Genomic DNA, 19,250 nt, shown 5'->3' on the forward strand with positions numbered 1-19,250 from the left:
TAAGGTCTCGTTAACCGTATCCGTGTGTTCTATCTTCGTTCTCACACCGAGTCGGAGAGAGACCATGCGCAAACCCTCGCCCATGCCGTCGTCGAAGTCCCTGCCTCAGACGGTCGAGCGAAATCACCGTGCCGCTCCACCCTCCGCGCAGACGAGCCCGGAGGTGGTGTCCTGCCCGGTGGAGGATATCGCTCAGGCCTATCTCAGCAGCACGCAGGGCGATGCGGGCATCGCGCTGCGCTGCGCCATCACCGACGCCCTGTCCGACCTGATGGAGGCGGAGCGCCGGGCCCGCGAGAACAGCCGCCTGATCTCGCGCGGTTACGTTCGCAACGCAGCGCCGCAGTGACGAGTCGCCTCTCCGCAGAACGCACCGCTTGAAGCGCGGCCGGACAGGGGCATGTTCGATGTGCCGACGTTGAGAGACTCACCATGCGCCCGACCCTCCGCGCGCTCCTCGCGAGCCTTGTCCTGACGGTCGCCGCCTCGGCGGCCCGGGCCGACTTGCTCATCGCCGTCGACAAGGACGCTCAGCGCATGAACGTCGTCGTCGACGGCCGGACTCGCTACGACTGGCCGGTCTCGACGGGGGTCGCGAATCACGACACGCCCAACGGCAGCTATCGCCCGTTCCGGATGGAGAAGAGCCACTTCTCCCGCGAGTGGGACAACGCGCCGATGCCGCACGCGATCTTCTTCACGCAGATCGGCCACGCCATCCACGGCACCCTTCAAGGCCGCAGCCTCGGTCGCCCGGCCTCGCACGGCTGCGTCCGCCTGTCCCAGCGCAATGCCGCGACGCTGTTCGCCCTGGTGAAGCAGCAGAAGATGGCCAACACCCGCGTGGTCATCGAGGGCAGCGTCGGCGAGGCGCCGATGGCGGATGCGCGCCGTTCGGCTCCGGGCCGCGCGGCGCGCGGCGGCTATCGCGACGATGGCACCCTCCCGGTGCGGGCCCGGGGTCGGGCCTGGGAGGAGGATGGGTTCTACGACGCGCCGGCGCGGCGGTATCGCGATTCGTTCGATGACGGCTACGGCGCGGGCGTCGGGTACCGCGACCTGTATTGAGATGCCGACGCCGCGTCGGCGCGAGGTGTCGGCCGAATCGACCCTCAATTCGACGGATCGGTGCCGCTCACGCGCCACACCGCATTGCCGACATCGTCGGTCACCAGCAGCGCGCCGCCCTTGTCGAGCGCCACGCCGACGGGCCGTCCCTGCGCCTTCTCGTCGGCGTCGAGGAATCCGGTGAGCACGTCGATGGGAGCGCCGGCCGGCTTCCCGTCCTTGAACGGAACGTAGATCACCTTGTAGCCGCTCTTCGGCCGGCGGTTCCACGAGCCGTGCTGGGCGACGAACAGGCCGCTCTTCCAGGCCTCCGGCAGGCTCGAGCCCATCGAGAACGCGATGCCGAGCGAGGCGGTGTGCGTGCCGACCGCGTAATCGGGCGCGATCGCCGCCTTCACCTTCTCCGGCTGCGGCGGCTGCACCCGCTCGTCCACGTGCTGGCCCCAGTAGCTCCACGGCCAGCCGTAGAAAGCACCGTCCTTCACGCCGGTGATGTAGTCCGGCACGAGGTCGCTGCCGATCTCGTCGCGCTCGTTGACCGCGGCCCACAGGGCGCCGGTCGCGGGCTCGAAGGCGAGGCCGTTGGGGTTGCGCAGACCCGTCGCGTATTCGCGCATCGCCTTGGTGGCGATCGTGTACTCCCGGATCGCGGCCCGGCCCTTCTCGATATCGAGACCGTTCTCGCCGACATTGCTGTTCGAGCCGACGGTGATGAACAGCCTACCGCCGTCCGGACTGGCGACGACGTTCTTGGTCCAGTGGTGGTTGATGCCGGCGGGCAGGTCGACGACCTTCTCGGGCGTCGCCGTGATCTCGGTCTGTCCCTCGGAATAGGGCACCCGCACCAATGCGTCGGCGTTGGCCACGTAGAGATCGCCGCCGACGAGCGCCATGCCGAAGGGCGAGGTGAGGTTCTTCAGAAAGACGTGGCGCTCCTCGGCGACGCCGTCCCCATCCTTGTCCCGGAGGAGCACGATGCGGTCGGCGCTCTCGCCGCCGGCCCCGGCGAGGCCCTTCACCCTGTCGGCGACCCAATCGGCGATGCCGGTGGATGCGTCGCCGGATTTCGGAGCCTGGCTCTCGGCCACTAGGACGTCGCCGTTGGGCAGGCGGTAGGGCCAGCGCGGGTGGTCGAGCCCGGTGGCGAAGGCGGTGACGGCCAGTCCTTGAGCGGCCTTCGGCTTGGCGCCGTCCGCCCAGCGCGCGACGCGGGCGATGTTGATCGTCGGCATCATCGTCGGGTTCGGGGCCGGCAGGGCGGGGTTCGCCCCCGTGCTCCGGGCGATGTCGAGCGCGGCCGACTCGGGATAGACGACGAAGCGCAGGAAGGCCGCCCCGCCGAGGAGGAGGACGGCGAGCGCCCCGAGACCGATCTTCGAAGAGGTGCGCATCGCGTGTCTCGCTGATGGAGCGTCAGGCGGCGGGGATTGCGACGATCTGGACCGGGCTCTCGCCCGCCCCGGGATGGCGGCGCGTCGAGTAGTAGAGGCCGATCGCGTTCCAGAACGCGTCGCGCTGCTCGTGGGTGAACCGCTGCAATGCGGCCTCCAGCGCCGCGCGCCCGGCCGCGGTGGCCTCCTCGCGCATGGACTCGTCGAAGGCGCCCGGCGTTTCCGCACTCGTATCCGACATCCGCCTGGCTCTCCACTCGCGAGGTTCCAGCGGATGGAACGCCCAAGCTCGATCCGCGTTCAACGCCGCCGCCGCGACAGGATGGCCGGGCCGCGCGATCGGGGTGCGTGTGCGAAAAGACACACCACCTCGGATTCGAGGTCGAGGCTTAACAGTTCCTTTGCACCTGTGGTCCGAATGGTCCAGCTTGGATGCCCAGCGTCGTCAGCCTTCGGGAGCCTGCATGCGAGCCGACCGGACCCTCCGTCTTCTGTGCCTTTTCGGGCTGGCGCTGACCGGCTCGGGTCTCGGGGGATGCGGGTTGTTCCGGCCGCAGGCGGAGCTGACCACCGGCTCGATCGCGACGAACGCCAAGGTCGTGCAGACGCCGACCGCCGCCGACAAGGAGTGCCTTGCCCGGGCGATGTACTTCGAATCGAACCGCAGCGACGAGGACGGGCTGCTCGCCGTCGGCACGGTGGTGATGAACCGCCTCGACGCGCCCGCCTATCCCGGCCGGATCTGCGAGGTCGTCGGCCAGAAGCGGCAATTCGCCAACGGCGTGCTGAGCAAGCCCGTGCGCGAGCAGGATCGGCCGCGGCTGGAGAAGATCGCCGACGCGCTGCTCGCGGGCAAGCGCCACGAGGGCGTGGGCTCGGCCCTGCACTTCCACACCGCGGGCTACAGCTTCCCCTACAACAACATGCACTACGTCGTCGCGGCCGGCGGCAACGTGTTCTACGAGAAGAGCGACCGCGAGGGGTATCTGCCGGCGATCCAGCCGCGGGCCGTGGTGCAGACCGCCTCCGGCCGGCTGATGCCGCTTCAGGTCGCGGCCGCCAATGCCGGGATGATCGACCTGCCGCTCACCGGCCGCGTCCAGCCGACGCTGACCGCCGAGTACACCGCGCCCGCCGCGCCGGCTCTGCGCATCCCCGGCCCGGCCCGCTACGCCTCGGCGCCCGGCCGGGACCAGCGCTAGTTCCCGAGGGGCGGTTACGGCCGGGGCGGGTTGTCGCCCCCGCCCTATGCGCAGGCGCCGCAAGGCCTTAAGTCAGGGGCGCGGCCGGGCTCACCGGTCCGGTTCCCGTGACGCTCACCCCGCATCGCCATGGCCGTCGTCCTCGACCTCCTGAACAACGACACCCGGCCGAAGGCGGAGGCGCTCGCGCGTCCGCGCCATCCGGAGAAGGCGCACCGGCCCGACACGGCGATCCAGCGCAAGCCGGACTGGATCCGGGTCAAGGCGCCGGGCTCGAAGCTGTGGGCCGAGACGAAGGACATCGTCCGCGCCAACAAGCTCGTCACCGTCTGCGAGGAGGCGGGCTGCCCCAATATCGGCGAGTGCTGGGAGAAGCGCCACGCCACCTTCATGATCATGGGGGACACCTGCACCCGGGCCTGCTCGTTCTGCAACGTGCGCACCGGCCTGCCGGAGGGGCTCGACGCGGCCGAGCCGGAGAAGGTCGCCGAGGCCGTGGCCAAGCTCGGCCTGCACCACGTCGTCGTCACCTCGGTCGATCGCGACGATCTCAAGGATGGCGGCGCCGAGCATTTTTCCCGCACCATCGCCGCCATTCGCCGGGCGAGCCCCGGCACCACGGTCGAGATCCTGACGCCCGACTTCCTCAGGAAGCCCGGCGCCCTCGAAGTCGTGGTCGCGGCCAAGCCCGACGTGTTCAACCACAACCTCGAAACCGTGCCCGGCAAGTACGTCACCGTGCGGCCCGGCGCACGCTACTTCCACTCGGTGCGCCTGCTGCAGCGGGTGAAGGAACTCGATCCGACCATCTTCACCAAGTCCGGCATCATGGTGGGCCTGGGCGAGGAGCGGAACGAAGTCCTGCAGCTCATGGACGATCTGCGCTCGGCAGAGGTCGACTTCCTCACCATCGGCCAATATCTGCAACCGACCCGCAAGCACCATGAGGTCGTGCGCTTCGTGCCGCCGGACGCGTTCAAGGCCTACGAGACCACCGCCTACGCCAAGGGCTTCCTGCTGGTCTCGGCGACGCCGCTCACGCGCTCGTCGCACCATGCCGGCGAGGATTTCGCCCGGCTGAAGGCGGCGCGCCTGGCCAAGCTCGGGCCCGCGCCGATCGCCGCCAGCGCCTGAGCCCGCATGCCCTCCTTCCGCATCACGAGGAAAGTGCGCCACACCGCGACGCAGATGTACGATCTCGTGGCGGATATCGAGCGCTATCCCGAGTTCCTGCCGCTGTGCGAGTCGCTGCGGGTCTTGCGCGACGCGGACGGACCGAACGGCACGCGCGTCCGGGTCGCGGAGATGGGCGTCGGCTACAAGGCGATCCGCGAGCGCTTCACCACCCGCGTCACCCTCGACCGCGAGAACCGCAAGATCACCGCCGCGTACATCGACGGGCCGTTCCGGCATCTCGAGAACCGCTGGACCTTCCGCGAGACGGCGGATGGCGGCTGCGAGGTCGACTTCTTCATCACCTACGAGTTCAAGAGCCGCACGCTGGGCCTGCTGATGGGCTCGATGTTCGACCGCGCCTTTCGCAAGTTCACCGACGCCTTCGAGGGCCGGGCAACGGCGATCTACGGCACGCCGGCCTGACTTTTTCCCCGACCGTAATTCCAATCGGCGGAAACGCCCGCCGAGGCCGTCTCGATGCCGGGGCGCGATGAAGACCTGCCCCGCGGTCAGGTTCCGGCCGCGGACGAACGGAATCCTCATGCGCTCTCCGCCAGCACCGATTGCCGCTCGAACAGGGCGCGATAGGCCCCGTTCGGGCGCCGCATCAGCGCGGCGTGCGGCCCGTCCTCGACGATGCGGCCGCGGTCGAACACCAGGATGCGGTCGAGGGCGCGCACCGTCGAGAGGCGGTGGGCGATGACGACGGCGGTGCGCCCGCGCATCAGGCGCTCCATCGCCTCCTGCACCAGCGCCTCCGATTCCGAATCGAGGCTGGAGGTCGCCTCGTCGAGGATCAGGATCGGCGCGTCCGCCAGGAAGGCACGGGCCAGCGCCACCCGCTGGCGCTCGCCGCCGGAGAGCTTCACGCCCCGCTCGCCCACCAGCGTGGCGTAGCCCTTCGGCAGCCGCGCGATGAAGTCGTGCGCGTTGGCGAGCCGCGCCGCCCGCTCGATCTCCTCGGTCGAGGCCCCGGGCCGGCCATAGGCGATGTTCTCGGCGAGCGAGCGGTGAAACAGCACCGGCTCCTGCGGCACGATGGCGACCTGCGCCCGCAGGCTCGCCTGCGTCGCCCCTGCCACGTCCTGCCCGTCGATCGTCACCCGTCCGCCGCCGACGTCGTAGAGCCGCTGGATCAGCTTGACGAAGGTCGTCTTGCCGGAACCCGAGCGCCCGACGAGGCCGACGCGCTGACCGGCGGGAACCGTCACCGACAATCCGTCGTAGAGCGGCGTGCCGTGGGAGCCGTAGTGGAAGCGCACCGCCTCGAAGCCGATCGCCCCGCCGCCGACCGCGAGCGGGACGGCCCCGGGACGGTCGGCGACGCCGACGGGCTCCGCCTCCAGGGCCACCAACTCCTCCATCTCGTTGACCGAGCGCTGGAGGTGGTTGATGTGGCCGCCGATGTCGCGGAGATAGCCGTGGACCACGAAGTAGGTGGTCAGCACGTAGGCGACCTCGCCCGGGCTCGCCCGACCCTGCCACCAGAGCCACAAGGCGGTGGCGACGATGGCGGTGCGGAAGGCGAGCAGAAGCCCGAGCTGGGCGGTGCCGCTCCAGGTCACGATCATCCAGGTGCGCCGGGTACGCCGCCGCCACTTCGACAGGACGCGGGCGAGCCGCTCGTCCTCGCGCGCTTCCGCGCCGAAGGCCTTGACCGCGGCGTTGTTGCCGATCGTGTCGCTGAGCGCGCCGCCGAGCCGGGTGTCGAGGGCGTTCGACAGCGTCGCCGCGGGCGCGATCACCCGCGTCGCCAGGAACACGGCGGTGCCGACATAGGCGAGCGCGCCGAGCCCGACCACCGCGCCCATCGCCGGCCAGTGCAGGCCGAGCACCACCGTCGTGCCGACGAGCACGACGACGGAAGGCAGGACCGAGAGCAGCAGCACGTCGTTGAGCCCGTCGAGCGCCCACATGCCGCGCGAGATCTTGCGCACGGTCGAGCCCGAGAAGGTGTTGGCGTGCCACTCGGTCGAGAAGCGCTGGACGCGGGCGAAGCTCCGGCGGGCGATGTCGGACATGGTGCCGAGGGTCAGCGGGACGACGAGGCTCCAGGCGACGTGGCGCAACAGGATCGTCGCGAGGCTCAACGCCGTCATCACGAGAAAGGCCGGCATCGCCGCCCGAAGCGCCGCGTGGCGCTCGGCGCCCGACAGCGCATCGACGAGGCGGCCGGCGTAGAGCGGCAGCATCACGTCGGCGAGGGTGGCAAGCGTGATGGCGGCGGCGAGCGCGGCGACGAGGCCGAGGCGCTCGCGCCAGCCGCGGACGACGAAGGCGAGGACGCGGCGGACCGTATCCGCGCGCCGGGGGGAAGACAGGGACATGGCAGCGCCCGACGGCGACGCGTCGGCTCCGAGAGACGCAAGGGGCGACCGCTCGATGGCGTGGCCCGGCGTCATCAGACTGGGGAGGGGGCGTGAGCCGCGGGGGCCGTCTGGCCGGGCGGCGGAGGAATGCGCCTAGGCGATTCCGGTAGGAAACGGAGCGATCCCTGCGTGACGGGAGACGATGCCGACAACCATATTGCGCCTCCCTGTTCGAACGCGAGCGCCTCGACAGGTAGTCGACCCGAAGCCGATTCGCAACGTCCGATACGGATCAGCCAGGGCTCCGAACGCGGGTCAACACGGCAGGCGTTTCAGGGTGCCGATCCACCCGATCCGCTCCCTCCGTCGTCATTCCGGCGCGCCGGAGACGTGCAGCCCACGACCGGCCGCGACCCTCTACGCGAATCGCGCATCACGGGTGGATGTCCGGGTTTCGCTGCACGCCCCCCGGAATGACGGGCGAGGGCGAGAGGAGCGATGGTCGAAATCTGCAAAGGTGCGCAGGGCCGGCCGGAGAAACTTCCTCATCTTTTGCCTTTCGGCGCGAACCGGAGCATTTCGTCCGGTGTCCGGCGCGGGAGGCGACTCTCGGCCGAACGCCGCAGGGGGATTGGAGGATGATGGTTTGGTCGCAGCGAAACCCACGGCGAATCCGCCGGACACCCTGACCTGGCAGCCGCTGCAGCCGCGTGAGCGGCGCTGGGTGCGGATGGGGCAGCGGCCGGCCATTGCGTGGCTCACCGGCCTGTCCGGCGCCGGCAAATCGACCATCGCCAACGCCGTCGACCGAGCTCTGACGGAAGCAGGCCGCGGCACCATGGTGCTCGACGGCGACAACCTGCGCCACGGCCTCAACCGCGACCTCGGCTTCACCGCAGCCGACCGGATCGAGAACATCCGCCGCGCCGCCGAGGCCGCACGGCTGATGGCGGATGCCGGACTGGTGGTGATCGTCTCGCTGATCTCGCCGTTCCGCGCCGAGCGCGCCGCCGCCCGGGCGATCGCCGGCGACATCCCGTTCCTCGAAGTCTTCATCGACACGCCGCTCTCGGTCTGCGAGGCCCGCGACCCGAAAGGGCTCTACGACCGCGCGCGCGCCGGCGAGATCCCCGACTTCACCGGCATCTCGGCCCCCTACGAGGCCCCGACGGCACCCGACCTGACGCTGGAAACCCGTGATCGCGCCGTGATGGATTCGGCACAGCCGCTGATCGCGGCGCTGCTGCGCCTGAGTGCGGACGCGTCGCATACGCACGCCGAACGCGCCGAGGACAGGCGGGGGCGGAAGGGCTGATCCGATCCTGCGGGGCGGGATCGGCCGCTCCGGCCGAGGCCGTCCGTTTCGATCACGAGACCCATCCCGACTTCGCGAGAGCGGCCTCCTTCCGTTCGCTCCCGACGAGAGGTTGCGCGAAACCTTCGAAACCGCCTCAGGCTCGCGCCGATCCTGAAAGACTCGGCCGAACTCTCCTCGCTCCGGCGTCGCGGGACGAAGGCCGCGACGGATCAGGCGCCGCAGGCACGCCGAAACGACGCGAGGACATCGAACGAGCAAGCGCTCCACCGCAGGCCCGGCCGCCATCGAGAGCGGAGGCCGGGGCACGCCCGTCATCGGGTAAGCGCCTCCGGCGATGACGGTCTTGCCGCCTCACCGCGTGGCTCGGTCGCGGTCCGATCCGTCTCTGCACACCCGACGACGATATCGGCTGACTGAGCCCTGTGGATTTTCATCCGCTCATCACGGGCAATTTATCGACGGCGCGTGCCATGCCGCACCCGGCGAACAAACGGCCGGGATTAAATTTAAAGTATATTCCTGTGATAAAACGCACTTTCCAAATATATTTCATGGGATTACTGTCTTCTTGCGAAGCCTGAAGAAGACGAAAAAGTTCGCAGCTCAGGGATTACGAGAGGGTGGTCGATATGAAGCGGATGATGACGATCGGTTTCCTGGCTGCGGCGGTGGCTTTCCCCGTCGCCGTGCAGGCGGAAGGTGCGCCCGGCAGCCGACAGCAGGCTGGCGGCGCTTTCATGAGCAGCTACGTGGACGACCCCTACCACGACCCCCATTCGCTCCATTCGCAGCGGATGGGCTCGGGCCAGATCCTCGGCGCGCCGATGCTGAGCGAGAATGCCGGCGCCAGGACGAGCCCCGCCCGGGCGGCTCTTCGCTCGGGCGCGGTGGATCCGCACTGGTCGGCGGGGACCGCGCCGCGCCGGGCACGCTGAGCCCCGATACCCACCACACGCCTCGTCTGCATCCGGCCGATCGCGACGGATCGGCCGGATGCACGGGACATCACCGTGCCTGCCCGCCTGGACTTCGCAACCGGCAGGCGATGTCTCGCCTGCCCGGCAAGTGTTCGATCGTCCCGGCGACGAGCGCGGGGACGGCACAGCGAGGTTTGACGTGGACGGTATCTTCCAAGGCCTCTCGACCTTCCGGGGGACGGTCTTTCCGGGCCAGCGGCAGATATATCGGCAACTGGTCCGCGACGGGCAGCCGCCCGCAGGCTCTGATCATCGCCTGCGGCGATTCCCGCGTCTCGCCCGAGCGCATCCCCCAATCCGGTCCGGGCGACCTCTTCGTCTGCCGCAACGCCGACGACATCGTGCCGCCCTTCACCCAGCAGAACGGCGGTGTGTCCTCGGCGATCGAGTACGCCGTCGCAGCGGAGTAGGACCCTTGCCATGCGTGCCGCCCTCGGCCGACTGATGCCGCCGACCCTGGCCCGGGATCTTCCGGCCTCCTTCGTCGTCTTCCTCGTGGCGATGCCGCTCTGCATGGGCATCGCCATCGCGTCCGGCGTGCCCGCCGAGCGCGGCCTCATCACCGGCGTGATCGGCGGCATCGTCGTCGGCTTCCTCGCCGGCTCGCCGCTTCAGGTCAGCGGTCCGGCCGCGGGTCTGGCCGTCATCGTCTTCGAATTCGTGCGCGAGCAGGGCATCGAGGCCCTGGGCCCGGTCCTCGTCGCGGCGGGTGCCATCCAGCTCCTCGCCGGGGCGCTGCGCGTCGGCGGCTGGTTCCGCGCGATCTCTCCGGCGGTCGTGCACGGCATGCTCGCGGGTATCGGCATCCTGATCGTGCTGGCACAGATCCACGTGCTGACCGACGCACTGCCCAAGGCCAACGGCCTCGACAACCTCGTCGCCATCCCGGCCGCCTTCTTCAACTTCGTCTCCGGCCCCGACGGCAACCGGCCCGGTGCCGTGATCGTCGGCCTCGTCACCATCGTGGCGATGCTCGGCTGGGAGAAGATCCGCCCCGCGACGCTGAAGCTGATCCCGGGCGCCCTCGTCGGCGTCCTGGCCGGCACCCTCGTCGCCGTCGTCGGCGACATGGCGGTCAAGCGGGTCGTGGTGCCCGAGAACATCTTCGCCTCGGTCGCCCTTCCGGGAGCAGGGGACTGGAGCCGTCTGACCGAGCCGGCCATGATCCTGATGGCGATCACGCTGGCGGTCGTCGCCAGTGCCGAGAGCCTGCTCTCGGCGGCGGCGGTGGATCGGATGCATGACGGCCCGCGCACGCAGTACAACCGCGAGCTCGGCGCGCAGGGCGTCGGCAACATCCTGTGCGGGTTCGCCGGCGGACTGCCGATGACCGGCGTGATCGTGCGCTCCTCGGCCAACGTCCAGGCCGGTGCGGTGACCCGGGCTTCCACGATCCTGCACGGAAGCTGGATCCTGGCCTTCCTGCTGGTCCTGCCGATGGTGCTGAAGCTGGTGCCGACGGCCGCGCTCGCCGGCATCCTCGTCGTGACCGGCTGGCGCCTCGTCAGCCCGGCCCACGCCTTCCACCTGCACGAGCGCTACGGTCTGCCGACCGCCGCGATCTGGCTCGCGACCATGGTGATGGTCGTCGCCACCGACCTGCTGACCGGCGTGCTCACCGGCCTCGCCCTGAGCCTCGTCCAGGTCATCCCGCACTATCTCCGCGGCCCGCTCAAGATCGAGGGCGGCGCGGCGCAGACGGTGCAGGGCGGGGCGGTCCAGGCGGTGCCGGAACTGCGGCTCTCGGGTTCGGCGACCTTCCTGCAACTGCCGCACCTCAACGCGGCGCTGGAGCGCACGCCGGAGGGCACCCCGGTCCGCCTCGCCGCGGAAGACCTGCGCCACGTCGACCACACCTGCCTGGAGATGATCCGGGAATGGGCGACGCGGCGGGCGAAGACGGGTGCCCGGATCGAAGTGATCGGCGGCGGCGCGAGCGGCCTGCACCACAGCCTCGCCATGGTCGCCCACGCGGCACCGAAGGATTGAGGGCGAGAGCGGGACAATGAGAAAGGCCGGTGCCGTCCATCGCGGCACCGGCCTTTCTCTTTTGGCGCGTGGTCTCATACGGTATCCGGTCGATCGCTTCGGTCTTTGCCATGCTCCGTCATCGCGAGGCGAAGCCGTGGCGATCCAGGGCGCGACACCTCCGGATAGGGCGGCGGCCTGGATCGCTTCGCATTCGCTCGCGATGACGGGTGAGGAACCGAGCCGATCAACCGGAAACCGTCTCATACACCATCCGGTCGATGGCTTCGGCTTCTCCTGCGTCCTTGCGAGGCGAAGCCGTGGCAAACCAGGGCGCGCCCTTTCCGGACCTGTCGCGCCCTGGATCGCTTCGCGGCCGCGCGCGATGACGGAGCGCGGCGGAACCCGAAACGGTCAGCCGGAAACCGTCTTCATGCGGCCGGCAGGCCCTGCGGACCGCCGATGCGCTGGGCGGCCTCGAACCGGTTGAGGAAGCGCGGCTCCTTCTCCGGTGCGATGCGGATCGTCATGGCGATCGCCCCGCCCGAATCCGCCTGCCGGTCGAGCACCTCGGCGTTCTCGTAGAGCCAGTTCAGGGCGGCGCCGTCCTCCGGCGGAAGGGTCACCGCGAAGGTCGAGCGGGCGCGGGCCACCTGCGCCTCGATCCGCTCGGTCAACGCGGGAAGCCCCTCGCCGGTCAGGGCCGAGACGAGGATCGGCGCCGGCCCGGCGCCGCGATGCGCGGCGCTGAGGTTGAGCAGCCGCATGCGTTCGCCCTCGTCCAGCAGGTCGGCCTTGTTCCACACCTCGACGATCCGCTCGGCGTCCGGCTCGATGCCGAGTTCGCGCAGAACCGCCTCGACATCCTCCGCCTGGGCCTGCGTGTCGCCGTGCGAGACGTCGCGGACATGCAGCAGGATATCGGCCTCGATCACGTCTTCCAGCGTGGCGCGGAAGGCGGCGATCAACGAAGTCGGCAGGTCGGAGATGAAGCCGACCGTGTCGGACAGGATCACCGTCTCGCCGTGAGGCAGCTTGGTCGCCCGGGCGGTCGGGTCGAGGGTGGCGAACAGCATGTCCTGTGCCCGCACCTCGGCCTTGGTCAGCGCGTTGAACAGGGTCGACTTGCCCGCATTCGTGTAGCCGACGAGCGCGACGATGGGGTAGGGCACCCGGGCGCGGCTCTTGCGGTGCAGGCCGCGGGTGCGGGTCACCGCGTCGAGGTCGCGCTCGATCCGGGTCATCCGCTCCTGGATCATGCGCCGGTCGGCCTCGATCTGGGTCTCGCCGGGGCCGCCGAGGAAGCCGAAGCCGCCGCGCTGCCGTTCCAAGTGGGTCCAGGAGCGGACGAGCCGCGACCGCTGATAGGCGAGGTGGGCGTGCTCGACCTGAAGCGTGCCCTCGCGGGTCGAGGCGCGGCGCCCGAAGATTTCGAGGATCAGGCCGGTGCGGTCGATGACCTTGGCACCCCAGGCCTTTTCGAGGTTGCGCTGCTGCACCGGCGACAGGGCGCAGTCCATCACCACGAGGCCGATCTCCTCGGCTGTGATCAGGCCGGCCACCTCCTCGACCCGGCCCTTGCCGAGATAGGTCGAGGGACGCGGGCGCTGGATGTGGACCGAGATCGCCCGGGCAATGTCGAGATCGATGGCTGCGGCGAGGCCCACTGCCTCGTCGAGCCGCGCCTCGTCGGAGCGCACCGTCTCCGTCTGCCCCGGCGTGAGGCGCTGGCCGGCGCGGGTCAGGTAAGGGCCGAGCACCAGCGTGCGGGTCGCGGCGGCGATCTCGCCCTCGGGGGCGGCCTTCGCCCGCAGGCGGGCTTCGCCGGGCGGAAGCGGTTCAGTCATGGCGTCTCCGTGTCATCGTTCCCTCATGTCGGGACGATGACGCCATTTTGCATCCACCGGCTTGCGCAAATGACGGAAATCGATCGGCCTTCCGCGGTCACGCCTTGTCGGGGGCCGTCTCGTCCGGCTCGAACAACTGCACCGGGTGGCCGGGCATGATCGTCGAGATCGCGTGCTTGTAGACGAGCTGCGAATGCCCGTCGCGACGCAGCAGGACGCAGAAATTGTCGAACCAGGTCACGACACCTTGAAGCTTGACGCCATTGACGAGGAAGATCGTCAGCGGGATCTTGTTCTTGCGGACATGGTTGAGGAACGTGTCCTGAAGGTTCTGAGCGCGCTCGCCCGCCATTTCTTGTTATCCTTGTTTCGAACCGGCACCGCGGATCGGCCGGGTCCCGTAGGGGGAGCGCGGGCCGACGACCCGGTCGCGACGTGTCGTCACCGTTTCCCCGGGGCTTTTCATTACAGGGCGAAGCTTGCCGCGACGCAAGAGGGTCTCCGCGGCGCGGCGCGTCAATATCCACGTCTTGCAACCAGATCGGCCGCCGGTTCGTGCGTCGAACCGGCGGCGGGCTGCCTCAGGGGCCGATCCCGAGCGACTTCAGCTTACGGTGCAGCGCCGAGCGCTCCATGCCGATGAATTCGGCCGTGCGGGAGATGTTGCCCGAGAAGCGGGCGATCTGAGCGACGAGATACTCCCGCTCGAAGATTTCGCGGGCCTCGCGCAGGGCGAGGCTCATCAGCTTCTCGCCGCCGGCACCGGTCGGCGTCGTCGGCACCAGCGCGCCGATCTCGGTCGGCAGCATCTCGGAGGTGACGTCCTGCTCCGGATCGCTCTGGGTCAGGATCATCAGCCGCTCGACGTTGTTGCGCAACTGACGGACGTTGCCGGGCCAATCGTGCGATTGCAGCACCGCCATCGCATCCTCGGCGATGCGCCGCCGCGGCAGGCCGGTGGCCGCCGAGATCTGCTCCATGAAGAAGGCGATCAGTTCCGGCACGTCCTCGCGCCGCTCGGCCAACGAGGGGATGCGGATCGGCACCACCGAGAGGCGGTGGAACAGGTCCTCGCGGAACCGCCCGGCGCCGATCTCCTCCGTGAGATCACGCGAGGAGGAGGAGATGATGCGCACGTCGACATGGACGCGGGCCGTGCCGCCGACGCGCTGGAAGTTCTGATCGACGAGAACGCGCAGGATACGGCTCTGCGTTTCCTTGGGCATGTCGGCGACTTCGTCGATGTAGAGGGAGCCGCCATGGGCTTCCTCCAGGGCGCCGACCCGTCGCATCCGGCCCTCGCCCCCTTCGACGCCGAACAGCTCGGCCTCCATCGTCTCGGGCGTGATCGTCGCCGCGTTGATGACGACGAAGGGCCCGCTCGCCCGCGAGGAGGCTGCGTGCAGGGTGCGCGCCGACAGTTCCTTGCCGGCACCCGGGGCGCCTGAGATCATCACGCGGGCGTTGGTCGGCGCCACGCGCTCGATGGTCTGGCGCAACTGGTTGACCGCCACCGAGCCGCCGACGATGCGGCTCGCCTGACCCGAGCGCACCTTGAGGTCGCGCACCTCGCGCTTCAGGCGCGAGGCTTCGAGCGCCCGCTCGGCGACGAGGATCAGCCGGTCGGCCTTGAACGGCTTCTCGATGAAGTCGTAGGCGCCCGATTTGATCGCCGCCACCGCGGTCTCGATGTTGCCGTGGCCCGAGATCATCACCACCGGCAGGTCCGGGTGCCCGGCCTTGATCAGGTCGAGCACCTGCAAGCCGTCGAGGCGCGAGCCCTGGAGCCAGATGTCGAGGAAGACGAGGTGGGGCCGGCGCGACTCGATCGCGGCCAGGGCCTCGTCGGAGCCGGCGGCGGTGCGGGTGCGGTGCCCCTCGTCGTCCAGGATACCCGCGACGAGATCGCGGATGTCGGCTTCGTCGTCGACGATCAGGATATCGGCGCTCATGGCTGCATCTCCGCGACGCGTCGCGCTTCCATGGCGTCCTCCGTGTTCTTGTCCATCGTTGTCCCGTCACGCGCGTCCGACGCCGCGGAGCGCCGATGCGCTCCTCCGTCACCGGGCTCGGCCGTCCGTCCGGCCCCGTTCCCGCCGTCCTGCCCGATTTCCCGCGGCAGCCGCATGCGGACCTGTCCGCCGCGTCCCTGCGGGTTGTCGTTCAGCTCGATGCCCCCGCCATGCTCTTCGAGCACCTTGGAAACGATCGCGAGTCCGAGGCCCGTCCCGCCCTCGCGGGTCGTCATATAGGGTTCGAGCAGGCGCTGGCGCCCCTCCGCCGGGAAGCCTTTTCCGTTGTCGGTGACCTCGACCACGACGAAGGCGTCCTCGGCAAGCAGCCGCAGCGCGACCCGGCCCTGCCCGCCGTCAGCGGTCAGAACGGCCTCGGGCACCGCCTGCACGGCCTCGACGGCGTTCTTCAGGATGTTGGTCAGCGCCTGGGAGAACAGCCGGACGTCGAAGGCGGCGACCACGCGGCCCTTCTCGTCGGCGCCCACCGTCTCGAACGGGAAATCCATGTCGGGATGGGCCATGCGCAGCATGAACAGGTTCTGCCGGGCGATCTCGGCCAGATCCTGCTGCGTGATCGCGGGCTTGGGCATCCGGGCGAAGGAGGAGAACTCGTCCACCATCCGCTTGATCTCGTCCACCTGCCGCACGATCGTGGCGGTGCATTGCTCGAACACGTCCTTGTCGGTCGTGATCACTTTTCCGTACTTCCGGCGAATCCGTTCGGCCGAGAGCTGGATCGGGGTCAGCGGATTCTTGATCTCGTGGGCGATGCGCCGGGCCACGTCGGCCCAGGCGGAGGTGCGCTGGGCGGTGACGAGATCGGTGATGTCGTCGAGCGTCACCACGTAGCCGCGGGCCTCCCCTTGCGCCTGTTCGCTCGTCACCCGCACGGCGATGGTGCGCTCGCGGCCCCCGCGCACCAGTTGGATCTGCTGCTGCAGCGCGCGCTGCCGCCCCTCGGCTTCCGGGAACAGCGCGGCGATCTCCGGCACGACGTTCGTGAGAGCCTGGCCGACCAGTTCCCTGGCCGTGAGACCGAGGGTGCGCTCGGCGCCCGGGTTGGCGATGGTGATGACCCCGTCCGCATCGACGCCGAGCACGCCCGGCGAGACGCCCGAGAGCACGGCCTCGGTGAAGCGGCGGCGGCGGTCGATCAGGTCGTTGGCCGCCCGCAGGCCATCGTGCTGACGGCGCAGCTCCAGCGTCATGGTGTTGAAGCTCTCGCCGAGATGGGCAAGGTCCCCGTCGGACTTGCGCGCCGGCACGCGGGCGTAAAAATTGCCGGCGGCGACCTCGTCGGCGGCGTTGATGAGCCGGCGGATCGGGGCGACGAAGCGGTTGGCGAAGTTCAGCCCGAACCACACCGCCGAGAGCAGGGTGATCAGCGCGATCAGGATGAAGACCGAGGCGAAGGCGATCTGCACGTAGCGGCGCAGTTCGTCGAAGGTGAGGTACTCGGCCGCCGCGGCCCGGGCGACGCCGGGGAAGTCGATGGCGAGTTGGCTCACCTCCCGCTGCACCAGCAGCACGGCGTTGTCGTAGGCCGGCATCCGCAGGAGCGCGGCGAAGACCCGGCCCTCGTTGGGCAGCAGGCAGATCGGGTCGCTCGACTTCGCGGCATCCTCGAAGGCCGCCGCCGAGGGCAGGCGGGTCTGTTTCAGCACGTCGATGTTGGCCCGCGCCACCACCTCGTTCGGCCCGCGCATGATCTTGGCGATCGGCAGGCCCAGCGCCTGGGCGCGGGTCGTCATGAAGCCCTCGAACCACTCGCGGTTCACGTCGAAGTTCGGGCGCGCGCGGGTGAGGTCGTCGGTGAGGATGCGGATCTCGCGGGCGAGCGACTGGCAGTGGTTCTCCTGGTAGGCGTCCGCCACCTGCACGGATTTCAGCACCACGTCGCGGACCCGGTCGGTGAAGCCGAGCGAGAGGCCGATGTCGATCGTCACCGAGGCGACGATGGCGAGCAGGATCGTCGGCAGGATCGCGATCAAGCTGAACAGGCCGACGATGCGGGTGTGCAGCCGCGCCACGGCGGCGTGGGTGCGCCGGGCATGCAGGAAGACCCGCGCCTCCCAGGCGATCACGACGACGAGAGCCAGCACCAGGGCGGCGTTGACCGAGAGCAGCGTGACGCCGGTGGCGGGCGTGCGCGTGATGCGGATGATGCCGGCCAGGATCAGGAAGGTGAGCGTGGCCGAGATCAGCGCCGTGACGACCACCGCCGCCCCGATCCAGCCGGGGCCGCGCGGGGGCGAGTCGAACCGACGCACGATCCCATCCGCGCCGTCCCGCTCGGACGAGGCGTCGGACGGCGCTGTTCGGGGACGTCGCGACAGGAGCGGCATGGCTGATGCGGGGCCACAACAGTGTGGCGAAATTAATACGAAACGGCCCAGCTTCCGCGCCGGCTCATGCGGCCAGCGTCCCCAACGGCGCAGATCGCGGAACCGGCGCCCGTCAGGGAATCGTACCGTCACGCTCTCCGTGAGCCGCCCGGCGGCATCGACCCGCAGGGCCTCGGGTCGCTCCAGCTCGTCGGCGCGCTCGAGCGCCGCTCATCGGCACCGGTTCGCCGCCGCCGAAGGCGCGCCACCATTGCATCTCAGGGCGGCGATGACGAGCGCCTTGCCCGCGCCGGTCGAGCGCGGTGCGCTGGTACTCGCGAAGGCGCAGCATGGCGCGCCTTTACCGAGGCGCGGCCGTGGAGAACAGAGGGGAAACGCAGCTTCTTCCGGCCCGGTCGCGCTCTGGATTGTACGTTGGGTTTGTCGGTCTTTTCCGGCGACGGAACCGGAGCGACAACGGGAGGGCCGCCGGCGGGATCGCTTCTGGATCGACTGCGAGGTCGCAAGCAATCTTGATCCGTCGGCGGCGCCTCCACGGTCTTGAGCACGAACGGTAGAGCGGGCGCAGCCCGAGCTTACAATCCCGTGCCAGAGGACCTTGCCTGTCTCGCGAAAGGCCTCGTCATGGTAGCCTCGCCAGCCCACACCGCGCCAGCCTCCCCTTGCTTTCTCGGCGCCGATGTCTCGAAGGATTGGGTCGATCTGGCCGACACGCGCGGACGCACCGCCCGCATCGACAACACGGTCGCGGCCCTGACGGCCGCCTTGTCCAAGCCGCACTGGCGCGCCTGCGCCAACCTCGTGTGCGAAGCCACCGGCGGCTACGAGTGGCCGCTGATCGAAGCCGCCACGGCGCTGGGGCTGCCGATCCGCCGGATCCATCCCGGCCGCGCCCGGGCATTCGCCCGCGCCCAGGCGCGGCTGGCCAAGACCGATCGGATCGACGCCGCCGTCCTGGCCGCCTTGGCGGCCTTTACCGTGGACGAAGTCGCCCCGCCGCTGCCGAGCCCGGCTCAGCGCGCGCTCGCCGAACTGATGACCCGGCTCGGCCAGCTCAAGGATCAGCGACAGGCCGAGCAGTGCCGGGCCGAACGCACCGAGAGCACGATCGTGCGCGCCTCGATCACCGCCAGCCTCGCCCTGCTCGACGGCCAGATCGCCGCGATCGGCGCGGCCTTGGACGAAGCCATCGCCGCCGATGCCGAACTGGCTCGCACCGCCGCCCTGTTGCGCACGTGCAAGGGCGTCGGACCCGTGGCCTGTCGTGCCCTGCTGGCGTGGCTGCCGGAACTCGGCCGCCTGAACCGGCGCACGGTCGCGGCTCTGGTCGGCGTGGCGCCCATCACCTGCCACAGCGGCTCCTCGATCCGCTCGGCCAGCATCACCGGCGGACGCAAAGCCTTGCGCGACGTGATGTTCATGGCCGCCCTGACCGCCAGCCGCCACAACCCCGTCTTCCGCCGCCTCTACGAGCGCCTGCGCCAAGCCGGCAAGCCCCACAAACTCGCCCTCATCGCCGTCGTGCGAAAGCTCGTCACCACCCTCAACGCCATGGTCCGCGCCGGAAAGACCTTCCAGACCGCTTGACCTGAGACACGGTAGATCGCTTCGCGGCCGCTCGCGATGACGGAGGG

General features: G+C 69.7%; 16 protein-coding genes and 1 pseudogene. 10 read left to right on the top strand and 7 right to left on the bottom strand.

The genetic code is table 11. The features are described 5' to 3' along the window. Positions 1-82 precede the first annotated feature (82 nt). Positions 83-349 carry a hypothetical protein gene (locus PGN25_19415; protein ID MEH3119683.1) on the top strand — a complete coding sequence of 89 codons (267 nt, stop codon included), beginning with the start codon at positions 83-85 and terminating at the stop codon, positions 347-349. 83 nt (positions 350-432) lie between these two features. Then, complete coding sequence (locus tag PGN25_19420; protein MEH3119684.1) at positions 433-1,068, top strand: L,D-transpeptidase; 636 nt, start codon at positions 433-435, stop codon at positions 1,066-1,068. Between the two features lie 44 nt (positions 1,069-1,112). Here PGN25_19420 and PGN25_19425 read toward each other — a convergent pair whose 3' ends face one another. Continuing rightward, on the bottom strand, positions 1,113-2,459 hold the full coding sequence (locus tag PGN25_19425; GenBank protein ID MEH3119685.1) for a sorbosone dehydrogenase family protein: 1,347 nt from the start codon (positions 2,457-2,459) through the stop codon (positions 1,113-1,115). 22 nt (positions 2,460-2,481) lie between these two features. Continuing rightward, positions 2,482-2,700 (bottom strand): hypothetical protein, encoded by a 219-nt coding sequence (locus PGN25_19430; GenBank protein ID MEH3119686.1) that lies wholly within the window; start codon positions 2,698-2,700, stop codon positions 2,482-2,484. A gap of 223 nt (positions 2,701-2,923) precedes the next feature. On the opposite strand from PGN25_19430, the gene PGN25_19435 reads away from it, so the two are divergent. From PGN25_19435 to PGN25_19445, 3 genes are all read left to right on the top strand, one after another. Then, positions 2,924-3,661, top strand: a complete 738-nt coding sequence (locus PGN25_19435) for a cell wall hydrolase (GenBank protein ID MEH3119687.1) — start codon at positions 2,924-2,926, stop codon at positions 3,659-3,661. Between the two features lie 129 nt (positions 3,662-3,790). Beyond that, complete coding sequence (gene lipA / locus PGN25_19440; protein MEH3119688.1) at positions 3,791-4,795, top strand: lipoyl synthase; 1,005 nt, start codon at positions 3,791-3,793, stop codon at positions 4,793-4,795. A gap of 6 nt (positions 4,796-4,801) precedes the next feature. Continuing rightward, the gene (locus PGN25_19445; protein ID MEH3119689.1) at positions 4,802-5,260 is read left to right on the top strand and encodes a type II toxin-antitoxin system RatA family toxin; all 459 of its coding nucleotides are present in this window, start codon (positions 4,802-4,804) and stop codon (positions 5,258-5,260) included. 116 nt (positions 5,261-5,376) lie between these two features. On the opposite strand, the gene PGN25_19450 is transcribed toward PGN25_19445, so the two are convergent. Further along, the gene (locus tag PGN25_19450) at positions 5,377-7,164 is read right to left on the bottom strand and encodes an ABC transporter ATP-binding protein (protein MEH3119690.1); all 1,788 of its coding nucleotides are present in this window, start codon (positions 7,162-7,164) and stop codon (positions 5,377-5,379) included. A gap of 628 nt (positions 7,165-7,792) precedes the next feature. On the opposite strand from PGN25_19450, the gene cysC reads away from it, so the two are divergent. The 4 genes and pseudogenes from cysC (at position 7,793) to PGN25_19470 (ending at position 11,430) form a co-directional block, all read left to right on the top strand. Continuing rightward, positions 7,793-8,461, top strand: coding sequence for an adenylyl-sulfate kinase (gene cysC, locus PGN25_19455; protein ID MEH3119691.1), 669 nt, complete (start codon positions 7,793-7,795; stop codon positions 8,459-8,461). A 632-nt stretch (positions 8,462-9,093) separates the two neighbouring features. Beyond that, positions 9,094-9,399, top strand: a complete 306-nt coding sequence (locus tag PGN25_19460; GenBank protein MEH3119692.1) for a hypothetical protein — start codon at positions 9,094-9,096, stop codon at positions 9,397-9,399. Between the two features lie 181 nt (positions 9,400-9,580). Further along, positions 9,581-9,839, top strand: a pseudogene (locus PGN25_19465) (carbonic anhydrase). A gap of 22 nt (positions 9,840-9,861) precedes the next feature. Then, positions 9,862-11,430, top strand: coding sequence for a SulP family inorganic anion transporter (locus tag PGN25_19470; protein MEH3119693.1), 1,569 nt, complete (start codon positions 9,862-9,864; stop codon positions 11,428-11,430). Between the two features lie 410 nt (positions 11,431-11,840). Here the strand turns inward: PGN25_19470 and hflX are convergent, their stop codons facing one another. From hflX to PGN25_19490, 4 genes are all read right to left on the bottom strand, one after another. After that, complete coding sequence (gene hflX, locus PGN25_19475) at positions 11,841-13,256, bottom strand: GTPase HflX (protein ID MEH3119694.1); 1,416 nt, start codon at positions 13,254-13,256, stop codon at positions 11,841-11,843. 97 nt (positions 13,257-13,353) lie between these two features. After that, on the bottom strand, positions 13,354-13,608 hold the full coding sequence (hfq, locus tag PGN25_19480; GenBank protein ID MEH3119695.1) for an RNA chaperone Hfq: 255 nt from the start codon (positions 13,606-13,608) through the stop codon (positions 13,354-13,356). A 229-nt stretch (positions 13,609-13,837) separates the two neighbouring features. After that, entirely contained in the window at positions 13,838-15,208 is a 1,371-nt protein-coding gene (locus PGN25_19485; GenBank protein MEH3119696.1) for a sigma-54 dependent transcriptional regulator, read from the bottom strand. Continuing rightward, positions 15,205-17,616 carry a PAS domain-containing sensor histidine kinase gene (locus tag PGN25_19490; GenBank protein ID MEH3119697.1) on the bottom strand — a complete coding sequence of 804 codons (2,412 nt, stop codon included), beginning with the start codon at positions 17,614-17,616 and terminating at the stop codon, positions 15,205-15,207. The genes PGN25_19485 and PGN25_19490 overlap by 4 nt, the downstream gene beginning before the upstream one ends. Positions 17,617-18,240: 624 nt before the next feature. Here PGN25_19490 and PGN25_19495 point away from each other — a divergent pair. Then, positions 18,241-19,203, top strand: a complete 963-nt coding sequence (locus tag PGN25_19495) for an IS110 family transposase (protein ID MEH3119698.1) — start codon at positions 18,241-18,243, stop codon at positions 19,201-19,203. Positions 19,204-19,250: the final 47 nt, after the last annotated feature.

It is taken from the genome of Methylorubrum populi, from assembly GCA_036946625.1.
GTDB lineage: Bacteria > Pseudomonadota > Alphaproteobacteria > Rhizobiales > Beijerinckiaceae > Methylobacterium > Methylobacterium populi_C.